This window comes from Mycobacterium kansasii ATCC 12478, from assembly GCF_000157895.3.
Lineage (GTDB): Bacteria > Actinomycetota > Actinomycetes > Mycobacteriales > Mycobacteriaceae > Mycobacterium > Mycobacterium kansasii.
The window spans coordinates 6,005,615-6,023,139 of sequence record NC_022663.1 but is presented as its reverse complement, the minus strand read 5'-3'; the positions used below and the strand labels follow the sequence as shown (position 1 = coordinate 6,023,139).

The window sequence follows — 17,525 nt, the reverse complement described above, 5'->3', positions numbered from 1 at the left end:
ATCGAAACTGCAGCAAAGCGAGCTGCCGAGCCTACCCCCGGAGACAATATAGTGAACGCGTTGTCCCGCTACCGACAAAGAGGAGTATCGGCTGACAGCGATGCTCCACATCGCAGTCATTCCGTTGCCGGGAACCAACCACTCTGAACGGCATGCCTGGGCCGCGGCCTACGGTCCGACGCGCATCTCATAAAAGCGCAGTCGTGCAGTAACCGAGGGCTCATTCAAGTTGACGGTACGGCCGACACCAATGCTGTGGGCGTGGATCTGCAGATTCGTGTCCGCTGCCGACGCAGGGGTGTTGACGAGAAATGGCTCGGCTGCGTTCTTCGCGATGAGGCGGTAGGTGACCCCGTCGACCACGAGCGTGAAGGTGCTCAGTGGAGCGATCTTTCCGTGGAAGTACCGGTCGCCGAAGGTCTGATCCAGGTCGATTCCAACGAGCACCGCCTTATCCGGTGCGCTGGGGGCGGGAATTGGAACCGCGTGGTCTTCCCGCACGGGTGCTTCCGACAGCTTGGTGAGCGGTCCGCAGTGGGGGGCGGTGTGTTTGAACAGCGCCCAGCGGTTCTCGATGCCGCTCAGCGTGTAGTTGCACAGCAGGGCACGCGAATACAGCGGGGATTCTTGCACGCCAAGCCGGCCGTCGATACCGACGGCGGGCAAGGCCGGCGATAACCGGGACAGCACGAATTCCGGCCCGTTGGTGAGTGATTCGCCGTTGAGTGCATCGAGCATGGGCGTGAGAGCCTGATATGTCTGGAAGACCAGTGTTGGACGCCACGCTAGATCGTAGGCCCACACGGCCGAAATCTCGTGGGGGTCAACGTGGACCGTGCTCGAGCCGATGGTCTTGATGAAGCGGTCCGGGATGCCGTAAAGCGCGCGCTGGCGCGCCTTGGCTTGTTCGATTTTTTGCTGCACATGACCGGGCAGGGCGAACGTGACAATGCGGTCCACCGCTTGCACCGGTGCCTGCATGGCCAACACACCGCGATCGGACAGAGCGGGAATCCCCCCAAGGTCGACCACGACAACCAAAGCGACTGCCAGCGCAACCACCACCAACGTTCGACGGCGAGCCCGCGGCCAAGGGGTGATTGCCAGCGCAACAACTATCACGCCGACCAGAATGGCGAAGTGCCACGGTTCGAAACGTCCGAACGCGGCCTTTCCGGCGATCAGCGATGCGAGGACAACGAGCGCCAGGTAGCGGCGTGGTATCTCATGGCCTCTACGTAGGAACATCACGCAGAGCCAACCCATCCAAGCGAGGCTCAATACGACTGAGGGTAAGGCCCACTGTGGGAGGGGCGCGGTCGCCATTCCGTCGGTGTAACCCGATGCAATCGCGGCGCTGCCCCGAAGCCACGCCGGAAGATTCCCCGGTCGTTGGCCGGCAAGCACCCACGAAACAAGGGTGGACACCGCGAATGCGGCTACCGTTGCACAATGCCGGCCGACGGCTTTCCAGCCGAGCAGCACCGACGTGGCCAGCGCGACAACCATGATGGCAAGGCCGGTGTTGAATTTCATCAACAGCTGAAACCCTGCGACGGCACCGAGCGCGACGCAGGTCGTGAACACCGTCGATCGCTTAGGCTCGCGCTGCAATAGGGGCACGCTCGCCCACACGAACGCCGCGAGAACGGCCAGCTCGGGATACATCATTTCCAGGGACGAAGACCCTCTGAAAGCCAAACCATGGCCGAGGTGCAGGACGGTGAGGATGCCGGTCAGCACGAACGCGCCGACGAGCGATGTCAGCGGGGAGTGGCGCAGGCGCAGGGCTGCCGCGATGCCGAGGAAGAGTGCGGCGATGATAATGACCTGGCAGATCGTGGCGAGCAACGACTGCTCGAATGAGTAGTAGGCGCTGGTTCGCAGGAAGCCCAGGGGCCCGTACGTGAATACCAATTCGCGACCCCACGCAATATGGTCAATTCGGGCCAGAGCGAGCCCAGCCTGCCACGACGGATCGAGCCCGACACTGGGATCGACCGATGGTTGTGGCCAGAAGATGACAGCAGCGATGACAGCAGCCAGAACTCGCTGCCACAAGGCGGAGCCCCATGTTGTCGTCGAGAACCATGTTCCAACTCGTCCTGACGCCCTGTTCACCCGATTGCGGCACGCTGACAATGGATCCAGGAGAATTTGCGTTCTTGGTCGATCGGGGCGTGGATCGACATGAACTTCTTCAGTTCTCTGCGCGGTCATCTCCGAGTGCGGCGAGCTACCAGCACACTGCTCACCAGGGTTTGTGAGGCCCGCGTCGCGGGCCGCATCAACGGCCATCGGCAACTACCCAACTAGTTGAGGCACAGCGCGGCACGCTCACCCTGGAATAGATCGTCACCCGAGTCCCGTGACGCTCGGGACATGCATCATCTGCCAGGTACCGCAGTCTTGCGTCAAGAACGCGGTGTCACTCTCCTTGATCTGGATTCGCTGCGGACCACTGCCCTTCCAGCTATCGATGATGTCGCCGGTATCAAGGCTTCCCAGCCGCGCCCAACTACACGTCGCCCCACCGGCCGTGCGATACATCCCCGGCATGATGTCCACCCCGACCAGATACGTGCCGTCCCTGTCGATCACACCGGTGTACGTGCCGAAGGGGTCAATGACGGTCTTGGAACCCGTAGGTGGCGGCGGCTTGAGACCACTCGCTGGTTCCGGGGCGGCCGCCTCCACGGTGACAGTTTGCGTAACGGTCACTGTCGACGCCGTGGTGTGCGTGCCTCCCCCGCACGCTGAAAGCAGTAGTGCACCGGCAACCACTGCAAGGGGCTTCATGCCGATGAATTGTAGACGGAGCCAACTAGATATATGGCCACTTTCTGCCAAAACAGTTGGCCATTTAGCTGGCAATAACGAGCAATTGCCCGAATGGCATGGCGGTAGCCGAGCCGTTGGGAGGCCCCTGAATTAGCTCCAATTCGCTTTAGCTACGCGGCCTTTCACGCCGAGCTCCGGCACAGTCGCCCAGTCGATGTCGGCGCACGAGCTGCGCGGCTGCGATCGCTGCCAGCCCACCGCCCGTCCAGCGCAACATCGGCCGCCGCATGGCCAGCCCGTACCAGTGCAGATAGGCAGGCAGCCAACCCACCAAGTCGAACTTGCTGGTGCCGGCGGTGCGGTCCTCCCAACTGCTGGGAACCTCGTCGACCCGATAACCCAGCAGATACGCCTTCGTCGTGAGTTCCAAACCCACCTCGAAGCCACGCAGACTCTCCACGGGAACGTCGTCGAGGAAGCGGCGGCTGTAAGCACGGAAGTTGGTGGTCGCATCATGCGTCGGCACACCGCCGACGTAATGCAAACTCAGCCCGGCCGTGCGCGACATCAATGTCTTCAACCGCGGTCCGCCTGTTTGGGAGCCGCCGGGCATGTATCGCGACCCGCTGACGATGTCGGCTCCCTCGTCGCGAACCTTGGCTGCCATCAACGGAATTGCCGACGGCGGATCGGACAGGTCGGCCATGCTGGTGACCACGACATCACCCCGTGCCGCGGCGAAGCCGGCGATCAGCGCATTGGCCACACCCTTGCCGATGGAGTTGCGGACCAGCCGAACGGTGGCCGGCTTGTCGGGCATGGCCGCCAGCGCCGGCAGCGTGGTGTCCTCGTCGAAGTCGTAGCAGACCAACAGTTCATGAGGCATGTCCGCGAGCGCCTCGGCGAGTCTGCGGACACAGATCTGGATGTTCTCGCCCTCGTTGTAGACCGGGATGACCACGCTCACCAGCCGCTCGCTTGCGGCCGCTGCCCGCGGCTTGCGGGCGCGGATCACGAACTGTTTACCGAAGGCCGGCCACACGATTTTGAAGTGCAGGTACAGCTGCACCAACAGCGGCGCCTGCGGCCACGGCGACCTCGACGTGTACGGCAGGAACCGGTCATAGGTGTCGACGATCTTGAGCTGGTTGGATTCCAGCAGCTCGATCAGCGAGCGGTCGCTGATCGGCACGGTGTGATCCCAGAAGTCCCAGTAGTCCCCGCCGACGAAACGAATATTGGGCCCCATGGCGATGAAGTGCCCACCCGGTTTCAGCACCCGGCGGGCCTCGGCGATGGTGCGTTCGACTTCGACCTTGCTCGGCAGATGCTCGAGCAGGTTGCTGGTGAAGACCACATCCACCGAGTCATCGTCGAGGAAGCTCAGATCGTCTGCGCTACCGTGGTGGAACTCCACCCCGGGCTCGAGCATTCCGGCACTGTCGGGGTTGAGGTCGACACCGATCCGGCGAGCCGCGCTCACCTGGTTGAGGAATTCGCCGTAACCACAACCCAAGTCCAGCACCGTGTCGCTGCGCCTGATCCATGCCTGGAAGAAGTCGCGGACCAGCACGCGCCAGATGGCCGAGCGCGCTTCCCGGGCGTGGCCGAACCGGTTACGGTAGAGCTGTTGAAGATCGGGCTCACCCGCGATGCGCATGGCGTCCTAGCGGATACAACCCACACACGTCAGATGGTCCCCGCCTTGACGGCGTCGACAACCCAGGGTATGACCTCGTCGAGCATGGCATCCAGGGTAGTTGTCGCCTCGAAGCCGAGTACCTCCGATGCCTTGTGGACGTCGGGCGAGCGCAGCTGCACGTCATGCTCGAACGGCGGATCGCTTTCGTAGCGAAACGGAGTGTCGGGCCGCATTTTGCGCCAGATCACCTCGGCCAGTTCCAGCACCGTGGTGGCCTCGGGTGTGGACAGGTTGAAGTCGCCGTTGAGCGCGGCCGGGTGCTCCATGCAGATGCGGATGCCGCGCGCCAGGTCACCACCGTAGGTGTAGTGCCGTATCTGGGTACCGTCGCCGAGAATGTGCAGCGGATCCTGGCCCTTGGCCACCTTCTGAATCAGATCCGGCACCACATGACTCATCGCGAGTTTGACGTTCCCGCTGGGGATTTCATGCCCGCCCAGCGCCCGCTGTTCGCCGGTGCCGACACAGTTGAACGGGCGGATGATGGTGTACGGCAATCCATACTGCTCGTAAGCGCCATGCGCGAAGTACTCACAGGCCAGCTTCTGGAACCCGTAAGTGCTTGTCGGGGGCGGACATTCGGTGATGTGCTTTTCCGGGGTCGGGAAGACGGTGGCGTTCTCGAACACCATCGACGAACTGATCACGTTGATCTTCTTGAGCCAGCCCTTGCGATAGGCATAGATTGCAGTATCGAAGTGGGCGGCCGCAATTCGCTCATTCTCGGCCAGCAGGTCGTAGGCGTACTCGTGGAAATAGGTGATGCCACCGATACGGGCCGCGCTGGCCACCATCTGGTCGCAGCCTTCGACCAGCCGGAACATCAGGTCGACGTCTTTGACGTCGCCCTCGACGAAGTGGTACCGCGGGTGGTCGTCGTAGCTTTTGCTGACCGGCCCGTATTTCGAGTAGTTGTCGATCCCGACGACATCGTGGCCGGCGCGCAGCAGCTCTTCGACGACATAACCGTTGATGAATCCGGCGCTGCCGGTTACCAGGATCTTCACCGGGCCACCGCTTCCGGCCCCAGGGTAGCCAGTTGGGCTCCGTTGAGCGCTTCGGTGTCAAGCTCGCTCACGTCCAGACATCCCCAGACATCCTCGACGACCTTGCCAGGCGGTACCGAAAGACCTCGGTAGGCCGAGTGGGGAACGCCGACCACGATGACGTCCGCACGCTCCACCACGGTGTCCAGCGGGTAGTAGTCCTTGCCGTCGAGGAACGGATCGTGCAGCAGCACTTCCTTGGCCTCCAATATCAGCAGATGCCGCAGTTTGAAACTGAGCGAGTCGCGGGTGTCGTCGCAGTCAGCTTTGAACGTCATACCCAGGATGCCAACGGTCTTGTCGCGCAAGTTAACCCGGCGCTTGAGCATGTTGACGATGAACTGCGGCTGGCCCTCGTTGATGAGCATGGCCGCATGCCCCAGCATGAAGTTGTTGTTGCTGAACGCCGCGAGCTGCATGGTGTCCTTCAGCAAGCACGGGCCGGCCGCCAGCCCGGCACGGGGCAGACTGTCGACCCGAAAGTTCTTGTACGTTGCCGCATGGTGGACTCGGTCGAAATCGAGTCCGGCCTCGCGGCTGAGCAGATAGAACTGGTTGGCTACCGCGAACTGGATATAGCGGTAGCTGTTGCAGAACAGCTTGGCCAGCTCGGCTTCCTGCGGCTCGACTTCGATGATCTCAGTGGTGATTCGCGAGAAGAGTTCGCGGACCACCCGGCGGCCCTCGGCGTCGAAGCCGCTGATGACCTGAGGAATGATGCGCAGCTCGCGGATCGAGTGCCCCTGCGCGATCCGCTCTGGACAGAAGGTGACGTGAACGCCGATCCCCCGCTCGGCGAACATGTCGTGGACGCGTTGACTCAGTCCCGGGTACACCGTGCTCCGCAGGACGAGCGTCTGATCGTCGTGGAAGTAGGGGCTGATCTCGTCGATGATCCGAAAGAACGTGTGCGCCTGCGGCGTCAGGTATTCGTCGACAGGCGTGCCGACGACACAGATCACGATGTCGGCATTGCGCACCACCCATGCGTCGGTGCTCGCACAGATGCGCCCGGTCGGCAACAGCCGCTTGAGCAGATCCTCGGCGCCATTCTCGATGAAGGGCATGCGGCCGGCCATGATGGTCCGCAACGCCTGGGCGTTGGTGTCCAGGATGTCGACGGTATAGCCCTCATCCGCCAACACCAGCGCCAGCGGTAGCCCGACATGTCCGGCGCCACCGACGATACAAATACGTTCAGAGGGTTGAGTTGCCACGTGAACCGCCGCCGCCTTCCTGTTCCCGGTCCGGCCCGGGTGCTGGGCCATAACCAAGCCGATCGTCGTCTCTATATGGATGGTGTTGGAGCCTACGAGATCACCGCCGCTCCATGCGGCATTTCCCGCGATTCCAAAGGCCGATCCCCCCGCGGCTCCGTGACGGCGGCAGCCTTTCGCAACAGCATTTCACGCACGCGATCAGCTTGTCCGTTGAATCGCGAAGTTCGCAGCCCTAGTTTGTGGGTCCCGGATTCTTTAGTTCTCGCTTGAGAAGACGTGATTCCGAGTATCTTGGCTGACCATGGAGCTCGCCGGGGGCTTGATGGCGTACACCAGCGACGAAGTGCGCAAGAAGTTGCGCTACGCCGCCGTCGCCCTGGTCTTTCTGCCCATCGGGCAAGGCCTCATCCAGGTCTTGGGCCCGTGGCTGGACAACTACACCCTCGCATCGCTGCTGGCGGCGGCCATAGTCACGATTCCGAATTTCTTCGCCAACAAGCGCTTCGTCTGGCGGGCGGTGTCGGGCGAGAACCTCCATCACCAGGTGTTGGTGTTCTGGACGGTGGTGATGTTGGCCGTCGGACTGGCGACCTACTTCACCTACCTCGTCGACGACGCGATGGCCGGTTACAGCAGACCCGTCCACGGCGTCGTGGTGTTCCTGGTTCAAGTACTCGGCTTCGGCCTCGTATGGATCGGCCGCTACCTGATCCTGGATCGATGGCTGTTCCGCGAAATCCGTGAAATCCGCACCTGAATCGATAGCTTTCGGGGATGGTGACAACGCGCGCGGGTCGCGTGAAGACGTGGTGTTCGACGGCCGGTTGGGGGTCGGCTCGTTGGCAACGGTGCCTCGCCGCGCTGGTGACCGCCGTCCTGTTTTGGCCGCAGTCGTCGGTCGACGCCGACGTCGGGCTCGATCCGTCCTGGGAGGCCGCGGTAGCGCTGGCCCGCATTCACCACCTCGCGTGGGGTCCCGAGATCGTTTTCACCTACGGACCGCTGGCATTCCTGCAGAACACCGCCTACTACTCGACCCAGCAGGCGGTGCTCGCGACGCTCTACCAGATTGGCGTCATCGCCGCGCTGTTCCTCGGCGTCGCAGCGGCCATGCGCCGGCGCTACCCGGCTACGACGTCGCTGGTCGGCGCATTCGTGACGACTGGAATCACCGCCATCCTGCTGGGTTCGATGTACCCCGAGGTGGTCGTGCTGGCCGCGTTCGCGTGGTCCGCACCGCTGCTCATGCACGATGACCTGAAGCGGTCGACGGCGTTTATCACTTGTGTCGTCGTCGCCTCGGTCGGCGGCTTTGAGCTGCTGGTGAAATTCAACACCGGGCTCGTCATCGCGACCATCGCGCTGGCGGCGTCGATCTTGCGGGACTGGCGAGCCCTCGGCCGCCACTGCGTGACGGTGATTGCTTTCGCGGTGTCCATCCCGATGTGGTGGCTGCTGGCGGGTCAGCAGCTGGGGAACCTGCCGGTCTGGCTTCGCTACAGCGGCCAGATCGTCTCCGGCTATATCGAGGGCCAGGCCGTACCCATCCCCCGCGACGCGGTCGGCGCGGTTCTGCTGACCATTGCATGGGTCGTGGTGATCTGCGCAATGTTCGTGCGGGGCGGTCCGGTGATTCCGCGCAACTACGTGTTGCTCGTCGCGGTCACCTCGGTCCTGATCGCCAAGAGCGCATTCGGGCGCTACGACACCATTCACTTTTCGGCGTTGTTGGGCCTGATGGTGATCACGGTGGCCATCACCCCGCTTTACGGAATTCTCCGGCCTCCGTTCGAGATCGCCGTGGTGCTGATCCTCGTCATGTTCCTCGCCGGGACACTGGCAATCGAGCAGCGACCCGTTGCGGTGCTGCAGGCCCCCGTGCGCGCGCTGGATCGCCTGGTCACATTGGCCTTCCCCGGTCGTGCGGCAACGCACATCCAGCACAGCAAGGCGCGCCTGCGCCGGGATTACGGCATTCCCGAGCGCTTCGTCAAAACCATCGGGTCGGCGGCAGTCCACGTCGACCCCGACGAGACCTCGGCCGTATGGGCGTATGACTTCGCCTGGCGCCCCGCACCCGTTTTCCAGACCTACTCGGCCTACACGCCTGCGCTGGACAAACTGAACAGCGAAACCCTGGGAGACGGGCCACAATTCGTGGTGTCGCGACAATCCCCGACCTCGCCCGCCACCGGCATCAATGGCCGGCTCGGCGTGCAGGAAAACCCGCTGTATTCACGTTCGCTGCTGTGTGACTTCACCGTTAGCGGCGTCGAGAACCACTGGGCCTTGTTGTCCCACACCAAACCCCGCTGCGGACCGCTGCTGCCGATCTCGGACGTCGTTGTGCGCGATGGCAATTCGATTACGGTACCCGCACCCAGTGGGCCGCATATGGCGGTGTTGGTGGGCATCGACCTGAATCCGACCATCGTCGATCGGCTCTTCATGGGATCGCTCGTCCCGCTGACGGCCTACACGGTTGCCCTCGACGGCGTCAGTTACCGCCTGATCGCCGGCAACGCCGCCGAGCCGTTTCTGGTCAACACACCCGGCTCGGTCAATGCCACCAACCTCGAGATCCACTCCCGCACAATCGGTGTCGGCCGAACCCGATCCTTGGGTCAGCACAACCCCACCGCACGATTGCGCTTCTACGAAATGCGCGTCAGTCAGTAACCACGGGCCGAGTTCATTCTTTCGTCGACGGGGCCGTGGCCGCGTTCACAGCCTCCTGCGCAGCGGAAGCGGCCGGTCCACGACACGAGGTTCACGCGGCGCAGATAGCGGCCGAACCGGCCGAAGAACGAGGCGGTTGCGCGCAGCCGAATTTCCGGTTCGGCACACCCCCGGCACCGACCGGAAGTCGTAACCCAATCAGCACCGTCGGCGGCCGAGTTCGAGGGTTCTGATCAGCGGACAGGCGCGTCGGCACCTCACCCGGCCGGCAGTACAGCAAGATGATGCTTCGAGCCCTCGGACCTTCAGGGGCGCCGTCAACCACTGAACACAAGGGGATGCGATGAGCAATCACACCTACCGCGTTATCGAGATCGTCGGGAGTTCACCCGACGGAATCGACGCCGCGATTCGCAATGGTCTGGATCGAGCGGCGCAGACCATGCGCAGCCTGGACTGGTTCGAAGTCGAGTCGGTGCGCGGCCACCTGGTCGACGGCGCCGTCGGTCACTTTCAGGTCACCATGAAAGTCGGCTTCCGCCTGGAAGATTCGTAGCTACTAGCCTGCGACGGCTCCCGGCTCGGGCGAATACGGCGCCCCGAATCCCGTCACCGGCTGGTAGCCGTGCTTGCGCGCCTTCTCGGCAGCCTGCCGGATCAGGGCGTAGACAGCGACGAAACCGGCGTGATCCGTCGCCACCAGCGGGGTCAGCAATCGGTTGTGCACCAAGGCGAATGCCACCCCGGTCGCCGGGTCCGTCCACCCGACCGAACCGCCCATGCCGATATGCCCGAACCCTGGCATCAGATTGCCGATCGGGAAACTGTGATAGCCCAGGTGGAAGGCCATTGGCACGAACAGATTCCGATCCGGCCGCAGCCGCCGTTCTCCGGTCAGTCCCGCGACCAGCTCCCGCGACAGGAATCGGGTGCCGTCGATCTCGCCGCCGTTGGCGATCGCGCCGTACATCTTGGCCAGCGCCCGGGCCGTCACCACCCCGTTGGCGGCGGGGATTTCGGCGTCCAGCATGGGGGTGTCGCCCTGGACGGTGGCCAGGACGCCCGGGAAGTACATCGAGCGGAATCCGCCGGAGAACTGGTTGGCGATCTTGTGCATCGCGTAGGTCAGTACCGGGTTGGCGGCGACATCCTGCGGCATGATGATCTGGGCCGCGCGGGTGGGTGATCCGGCGGGCGGACGACCCAGGTGGAAGCCGTCGGTGTCGAGTGGCTCGGCGAGTTCCTCGCGGAACAGGGTGCGCATGCTCTTTCCGGTGACCGCCCTGGCGAGCCCGGACATCAGCCAGCCGAAGGTCAGCGCGTGATATGCCGATTTGCCCAGCAGGCGGCCGGGAGCCGCAGCCGCCAGCCGCTCTTCCATCACGACGTGATCCATCAAATCGTCCAGGGTGGCGCCGCGCAGACCTGACAGACCGGCGTGGTGCCTCATCACGTCGCGGACAGTCAGCTTCTCCTTGCCGTTGGCCGCGAACTCCGGCCAATACTCGGCGACCGGGGTGTCGTAGTCGATCAGCCCCCGATCAGCCAGCCGGTGGATGACCGTGGCGGCCATGCCTTTGGTTGCCGAGAACACCATCGGCGCGCTGTCAGCCGACCACGGCACCTCGCCGCGCCGGTCGGCCCACCCTTTCCAGACGTCGACGACGGGTTGCCCGTCCAGATACACCGTCAGCGCCCCGCCGCCGGTCCGCCGGGCGGGAAACATGCTGGAAAAGAAACGAACGACGCACGCAAAGTGGGAGTCCGCCGCGCCGAACAGCCGATGACCTGCGTCAGGGTCATCGCGGAAAGGAACCGCGCGTCGATTGACTCCGATCTCTACCGTCACACCTTTGAATTTACTTGGATTTCACAGAGGCCAGTGTCAAACCGGAATTATATTTACCGTTCCGTTAGGACGATGCCGCCTGGAGTATTTGCTGGGCCGCCAACGCCGGGGTCAACTCCCCGGCTCGGACCTGGCACTCCACATCCGAGCGGATCTTACGCACCTCCGGATGCGACAGCACCCGGTCCAGCACCGCGTCGCGGACCAGCTGCCACGTCCAGTCGACCTGCTGCTCGCGCCGCCGGGCTTCGAACTCTCCGGCCTCGGTGAGCACCCGGCGATGATGCTCGATGGTCTTCCACAGCTCTGTCAGACCGGTCCCCTCGACTGCGCTCATCGTGAGAACCGGTGGGCGCCACAGTGCTTCATGAGGGTGAATCAATCTCATCGCCCCAGACAGCTCCCGGGCAGCGATCCGCGCATCGCGCAGGTGTTCGCCGTCGGCCTTGTTCACCACCACGACGTCGGCGAGCTCCAGCACACCCTTTTTGATGCCCTGCAACTGGTCACCGGCACGCGCCAGGGTCAGCAGGACGAAGGTGTCGACCATGTTGGCGACCGCGACCTCGGACTGGCCGACGCCGACCGTTTCGATCAGGATCACGTCGAAACCGGCGGCTTCCAACAGCACGACCGTTTCCCTGGTGGCCTTTGCTACTCCACCCAACGTGCCCGAGGTTGGCGAGGGACGGATGTAGGCGTCCGGGTGCATCGCCAGTCGCGCCATCCGCGTCTTGTCGCCCAAAATGGACCCGCCGGTGCGCGTCGACGACGGATCGACCGCCAGCACCGCCACCTTGTGCCCCTGGTCGATCAGGTACATCCCGAGAGCCTCGATGGCGGTGGACTTGCCCACGCCGGGGACGCCGGTGATGCCGACGCGGTGCGCCTTGCCGGAATCCGGCTGCAAGGCCAGCAGCAGCTGTTGCGCATGCTCACGGTGGTCTTTGCGGGTGGACTCCAGCAGGGTGATGGCCCGTGGCAGCGCGGCGCGGTCGCCGCGCCGGATGGCCTGCGCGAGTTGTTCGGTGGTCATCGGGGCCGCCTCGACGCAGGCACCGAACGTAACGCCACGGCGAGAAATCGAGCCGAATTTCGCCATGACGTTACGCTCACGGGAGGGATGGGGCCGGCCACTAGTCCAGCGTGTATCCAAGGCGCTCGGCCAGCTTGTGCAGCAGGCCGATGGCGGCGTCGGCGATCACCGTCCCGGGCGGGTAGATGGCAGTGGCACCCGCGGAGTAGAGCTCGTCGAAGTCACCGGGCGGGATGACACCGCCGACCACGATCATGATGTCGGGCCGACCCACCTTGGCCAGCGCGTCGCGCAGCGCGGGCACCAGGGTCAGGTGCCCGGCAGCCAGTGAGGACACGCCGACGACGTGGACGTCGTTATCGGCGGCCTGGCGGGCGACCTCCTCCGGCGTGGAGAACAGCGATCCGACGTCGACGTCGAACCCGATGTCGGCGAATGCGGTGGCAATCACCTTCTGACCGCGGTCGTGGCCGTCCTGGCCCATCTTTGCCACCAAGATCCGCGGCCGGCGACCGTCGGCCTCGGCGAATTTCTCTACTAGCTCGGTTGCGGCAGCGATATTTGGGGCCTTTCCGACTTCGTCACGGTAAACGCCGGCGATGGTACGGATCTCGGCCTGGTGACGCCCGTACACCTTCTCCAGTGCGTCGGAGATTTCGCCGACGGTGGCCTTGGCGCGAGCAGCGTTGATGGCCAACGCCAGCAAATTATTGCCCAGCCCGTCTTGCCCGGCGCGGCCGTGGGCGGACGCGGCGCGGGTCAGTTCGCCCAGGGCAGCCGCGACCGCGGCCTGGTCGCGGCCGGCCCGCAGCTCCCGCAGTTTGGCCAGCTGCTCGGAGCGCACCCGGCTGTTGTCGACCTTGAGCACCTCGATCTGTTGCTCCTCGTCGACCCGGTACTTGTTCACCCCGATCACCGGCTGCTGGCCGGAATCGATGCGGGCCTGAGTACGGGCGGCGGCCTCCTCGATGCGCAGTTTGGGAATGCCGTCGCTGATGGCCTGCGCCATGCCACCGTGCTCGGCGACCTCCTCGATGTGGGCCCGTGCCCGCTGGGCGAGCTGGTGGGTCAACCACTCCACGTAATAGGAACCACCCCAGGGGTCGATGGGCCTGGTGGTGCCCGATTCCTGCTGCAGCAGCAGTTGCGTGTTGCGGGCGATGCGTGCGGAGAAGTCGGTGGGCAGTGCCAACGCCTCGTCCAGAGCATTGGTGTGCAACGACTGAGTGTGGCCCTGGGTTGCGGCCATCGCCTCGATGCAGGTGCGGGCAACGTTGTTGAACACGTCCTGTGCCGTCAGCGACCAGCCCGAGGTCTGCGAATGGGTGCGCAGTGACAGCGATTTCGGGTTCTGGGGTCCGAATTGTGCCACCAGGTCACTCCACAGCAGCCGGCCGGCTCGCAGCTTGGCCACCTCCATGAAGAAGTTCATCCCGATGCCCCAGAAGAAGGACAGCCGGGGGGCGAACTTATCGATGTCCAAGCCCGCGTCCAAACCCGCCTTGATGTAGTCCACACCGTCGGCCAGCGTGTAGGCAAGCTCCAAATCCGCTGTGGCACCGGCCTCTTGGATGTGGTAGCCGGAAATCGAGATGGAGTTGAACTTCGGCATTTTCGCACTGGTGTAGGCGAAGATATCGGAGATGATCCGCATGGACGGCTTGGGCGGATAGATGTAGGTGTTGCGGACCATGAACTCTTTGAGGATGTCGTTCTGGATGGTGCCGGCCAGTTTCTCCGGCGGCACCCCCTGCTCCTCGGCCGCGACCACATACAGCGCCAGGATCGGCAGCACCGCCCCGTTCATCGTCATCGACACGCTGACCGCAGACAGGTCGATTCCGTCGAACAGCTGCCTCATGTCGAGAATGGAATCGATTGCCACGCCGGCCATTCCGACATCGCCCTGCACCCGCGGATGGTCCGAGTCGTAGCCGCGGTGGGTGGCCAGGTCGAAGGCCACCGAGAGACCCTTTTGACCGGCGGCCAGGTTGCGGCGGTAGAACGCGTTGGAGTCAGCGGCGGTGGAGAAGCCGGCGTATTGCCGAATGGTCCACGGCTGGTTGACATACATCGTCGGATAGGGCCCGCGCACATAGGGCGGCTCACCCGGGAAGCTGTGCAACGGGTAGCCCTGCGCCGCGGCGGCACCGCGATCGGCGGCGATGTAAACGGGTTTGACGTCAATGCCTTCCGGGGTGTGCCAGTGCAGCTGCTCGGGCTGGTAGGAGTGGGCGGCTGCGGCCGCGGCGACGAGCTCGTCGACTCCGTTCTCAGTGGCCGGTGGCACAGCGCGGTCGCCGTGCAGCGGGACATCGGCGAAACTGCCGACAACGGGTGCGGTGGTCGTCATCGTGGCTACGCTCCCAATCGAGTGAGCAGATTCGAAAGCGCTTCCAGCGCATTGATTTTCGTGGTCAGGAAGTCATCGGGACCGTGTGCCGCCGAGTCTCCCAGCGCTGCTCTGGGTCCGGCCAGGTAGACGCTCCCTATCCCGGCGCTTCGTGCGGCCCGCGCCACTTCGGCGGCCTCGTCCCGGTAGCGTTTGTCGGTACCGCAGATCACTGCCACCGTCGGCGACCCCGTCTCCGCCACCATTGTTGCCACGACGTTTGCCACACCGGCCGCGTCGACTGTTCCGGGGTTGAGCGTCTCGATGCCACCGGAGGCCAGCAGGTTGGCCGCGAACGTCGTGCGGGTGTTGTGCTCGGCCAGCGGACCCAACGGCAGCAACAGCACCTGCGGTCGTGAGCGGGTGCGGGCCAGAAAGCTGTCCGAGCGGTCGCGCAGTGCTTCGAACCCCGCCGCATAGCGCACCAGGTTTCCGCCGGTGCAGGGCAGATCACCCTGCGGCAGCGGGGGTTCGTCGAGATTCGGAAATTCGTTGACGCCGGTGATCGCGAGGCGGCGATGCGCAATGTCGTCGGTGCGGCGTGCGGCAACCTCGGCGATCCGGCCGGCCAGATAGTCATGAGCGGCGACGAAACCGCCGTGCGCCTCGATGGCCTGGAAATGCCGCCACGCCTCCTGGGCCAGTTGTTCGGTGAGATCCTCGACGAACCACGACCCACCGGCCGGATCCAGCACCCGGCCCACATGTGATTCCTCCAGCAGCAACAGCTGAGTATTGCGGGCGATGCGGCGCGCGAAGCTGTTCGGGGTGCCGGGAAAGCCGCCGGGAATCGCCACATCGAACGGATGCACCAGCACCGTGTCGGCGCCGCCGACACCGGCGCCGAAGGCGGCCAGCGTGCAGCGCAGCATGTTCACCCACGGGTCGCGCTGGGTCATCATCGGCAGCGACGTCTCCGCGTGTACGGTGACCGCGCCGCCGTCCGGGTCTCCGGCGACTTCGGCGACGCGGGCCCACAACTGGCGGGCGGCCCGCATCTTGGCCAGCGTCATGAACTGGTCGTCGTCGGCGGCCAGCCGCAAGCTGATCTGCCGCAATGCCTCGCCGACCGGAATCCCGGATTCGGTGAGCAGCCGGAGATAGGCCACCCCCGCGGCGACGGTGCCGGCGAGTTCCCAGGCCGCGGTGGCGCCCAGGTTGTGAAAGGCCGGTCCGTCGACGGTGATGGCCCGCACACCCCGATCGCCTGCGACCCGCGCGGCGACCGCGACGATCTCCTCGACGGTCGGTGCGGAGCGATCACTGAAAGAGGCTGTCAGCGGGTCACCGCCCAGCTCGATCGACACTGTGGCGCGCTGGTCGGGCTCGAGCTTGGCGACCAGCGCGAGCATGGCATCGCAGGTTTCCGGGTAGTCGGCGCCGGCGTCGAGGATGACCGGTGCCAGATTCAGATACACACCGGCGAATAGCCGTTCGAGCTGGTCCGGCGCCACGCCGCCCCGACCCACCTGGCCTACTCTGATCAGCACCGCGCTGACACCTTCGCCGAGCGCGGCCAGCAGCGAAGCGTTGACGTCTTCGGTCTCTTGGGCGTGCGCGTCCGGAAACGCCTCGGCGACCTTCCAGCCGGAATTGACGTCGCGCAGCGCGTCGCCGCCGCGCACATAGGGCCACTGGCCGGGCAGGGAGGGCTCGGGCAGCTCGTCGAATGCGGTATAGAGGGCCCCGATCGCGAACCCGTCATAGGTCGCGGTCTCCAGCAGCTGCTCGGGGTGGTCCCCGAGTTCTGCCGGGTCACGGCGAGTGGTCCCGGACAGCACACCGGCGACCGCAGCGCGCCAGCGCTCGCGAACCTGTTCTAGGCCGGCGAGCCCGGGTACATCAATGGACACCGACTGCTCCTATTTATGCAGCAACTGACAACTTTGTTTCGGGTTGCTTCAGGACCGCCACTAACTAATAAGGCTAATTGATTGCGGCCGCCGCATAGGTGACGAGGTCTGGTGACCGAGGCCGGAGTGTGACAAGAAACGCCAGCCAGGGGAAACGAGATATTCATGTTCACCCCGTACCCTTGGACAGCGTGACGGCCCCGGCCATCTGCAAAACCACCGATACGGTGCGCGGAATCGCGATCGCGCTCGGTACGGCTGCGCGTCAGGTGTCATTGCCGCGGATGGTGGGCACCGTGGTGGGAATCACAGCATTGGTCGCGGTGGCGCTCCTGGTTCCGCTCCCCACAGCGGTGCAGATGCGGGACTGGGCGACATCGGTGGGCCCGTGGTTCCCGCTGGCGTTTCTGGTTGTACACATCGTCGTCACGGTGCCGCCATTCCCGCGCACCGCATTCACCGTGGCCGCGGGCCTGTTATTCGGGCCGGCGTGGGGCATATTGATCGCGATCATCGCCAGCACAGCCAGCGCGGTCATCTCGATGCTGCTGGTGCGCGCGGCCGGATGGCGGCTTAACCGCCTGGTGCGCCACCGGGCGGTCGACCGGCTCGACGCGCGGCTGCGGGAGCGCGGCTGGCTGGCGATATTGTCGTTGCGGTTGATTCCGGCGGTACCGTTCGCGGCGCTGAACTACGGCGCCGGCGCATCGGCCGTCCGGGTGGCGCCGTACGCGTTGTCCACGCTGACCGGTCTACTCCCCGGCACTGCCGCGGTGGTGATTTTGGGCAATGCGCTCGCCGGGGACGGCAACCCGCTGCTGGTCTTGGTGTCGGTGTGCACGGCCGCGCTGGGTATGGCCGGACTGATCTTCGAGGTGCGCCACTATCGGCGCCAGCACCGCCGCAGCATGCCAAGCTACGACCACGAGCCCGTGCGTGAGCCGGCCGTCACCCACTGAACCGGCGA

General features: G+C 64.6%; 13 protein-coding genes. 4 read left to right on the top strand and 9 right to left on the bottom strand.

Annotated elements, in window-relative coordinates; genetic code table 11:
* Positions 1-168 precede the first annotated feature (168 nt).
* From MKAN_RS26150 to MKAN_RS26130, 5 genes are all read right to left on the bottom strand, one after another.
* Positions 169-2,061, bottom strand: coding sequence for a hypothetical protein (locus tag MKAN_RS26150; protein WP_023373435.1), 1,893 nt, complete (start codon positions 2,059-2,061; stop codon positions 169-171).
* 294 nt (positions 2,062-2,355) lie between these two features.
* On the bottom strand, positions 2,356-2,799 hold the full coding sequence (locus MKAN_RS26145) for a hypothetical protein (protein ID WP_023373432.1): 444 nt from the start codon (positions 2,797-2,799) through the stop codon (positions 2,356-2,358).
* Positions 2,800-2,947: 148 nt separating this feature from the next.
* Positions 2,948-4,441, bottom strand: coding sequence for a glycosyltransferase (locus MKAN_RS26140; protein WP_023373430.1), 1,494 nt, complete (start codon positions 4,439-4,441; stop codon positions 2,948-2,950).
* A gap of 29 nt (positions 4,442-4,470) precedes the next feature.
* A complete protein-coding gene (locus MKAN_RS26135) occupies positions 4,471-5,490 on the bottom strand; it encodes an NAD-dependent epimerase/dehydratase family protein (protein ID WP_023373428.1) in 1,020 nt (339 codons plus the stop codon).
* The gene (locus tag MKAN_RS26130; RefSeq protein ID WP_036395429.1) at positions 5,487-6,746 is read right to left on the bottom strand and encodes a nucleotide sugar dehydrogenase; all 1,260 of its coding nucleotides are present in this window, start codon (positions 6,744-6,746) and stop codon (positions 5,487-5,489) included. The genes MKAN_RS26135 and MKAN_RS26130 overlap by 4 nt, the downstream gene beginning before the upstream one ends.
* 304 nt (positions 6,747-7,050) lie before the next feature.
* On the opposite strand from MKAN_RS26130, the gene MKAN_RS26125 reads away from it, so the two are divergent.
* The 3 genes from MKAN_RS26125 (at position 7,051) to MKAN_RS26115 (ending at position 9,984) form a co-directional block, all read left to right on the top strand.
* Positions 7,051-7,506 carry a GtrA family protein gene (locus MKAN_RS26125; RefSeq protein WP_023373424.1) on the top strand — a complete coding sequence of 152 codons (456 nt, stop codon included), beginning with the start codon at positions 7,051-7,053 and terminating at the stop codon, positions 7,504-7,506.
* A gap of 17 nt (positions 7,507-7,523) precedes the next feature.
* The gene (locus MKAN_RS26120; protein ID WP_023373421.1) at positions 7,524-9,428 is read left to right on the top strand and encodes a hypothetical protein; all 1,905 of its coding nucleotides are present in this window, start codon (positions 7,524-7,526) and stop codon (positions 9,426-9,428) included.
* 343 nt (positions 9,429-9,771) lie between these two features.
* Complete coding sequence (locus MKAN_RS26115; protein ID WP_023373419.1) at positions 9,772-9,984, top strand: dodecin; 213 nt, start codon at positions 9,772-9,774, stop codon at positions 9,982-9,984.
* A gap of 3 nt (positions 9,985-9,987) precedes the next feature.
* Here MKAN_RS26115 and lipL read toward each other — a convergent pair whose 3' ends face one another.
* The 4 genes from lipL to mutA all read right to left on the bottom strand — a co-directional run bounded on the left by lipL (position 9,988) and on the right by mutA (position 16,558).
* On the bottom strand, positions 9,988-11,277 hold the full coding sequence (gene lipL / locus MKAN_RS26110; protein WP_023373417.1) for an esterase/beta-lactamase LipL: 1,290 nt from the start codon (positions 11,275-11,277) through the stop codon (positions 9,988-9,990).
* Positions 11,278-11,341: 64 nt separating this feature from the next.
* Entirely contained in the window at positions 11,342-12,313 is a 972-nt protein-coding gene (meaB, locus tag MKAN_RS26105) for a methylmalonyl Co-A mutase-associated GTPase MeaB (protein WP_036395430.1), read from the bottom strand.
* A 100-nt stretch (positions 12,314-12,413) separates the two neighbouring features.
* Positions 12,414-14,666 (bottom strand): methylmalonyl-CoA mutase, encoded by a 2,253-nt coding sequence (gene scpA, locus MKAN_RS26100; protein WP_023373413.1) that lies wholly within the window; start codon positions 14,664-14,666, stop codon positions 12,414-12,416.
* A 5-nt stretch (positions 14,667-14,671) separates the two neighbouring features.
* Complete coding sequence (mutA, locus tag MKAN_RS26095) at positions 14,672-16,558, bottom strand: methylmalonyl-CoA mutase small subunit (protein WP_023373411.1); 1,887 nt, start codon at positions 16,556-16,558, stop codon at positions 14,672-14,674.
* Between the two features lie 191 nt (positions 16,559-16,749).
* Here mutA and MKAN_RS26090 point away from each other — a divergent pair, with 191 nt between their 5' ends.
* A complete protein-coding gene (locus MKAN_RS26090) occupies positions 16,750-17,517 on the top strand; it encodes a TVP38/TMEM64 family protein (RefSeq protein WP_023373409.1) in 768 nt (255 codons plus the stop codon).
* Positions 17,518-17,525 lie beyond the last annotated feature (8 nt).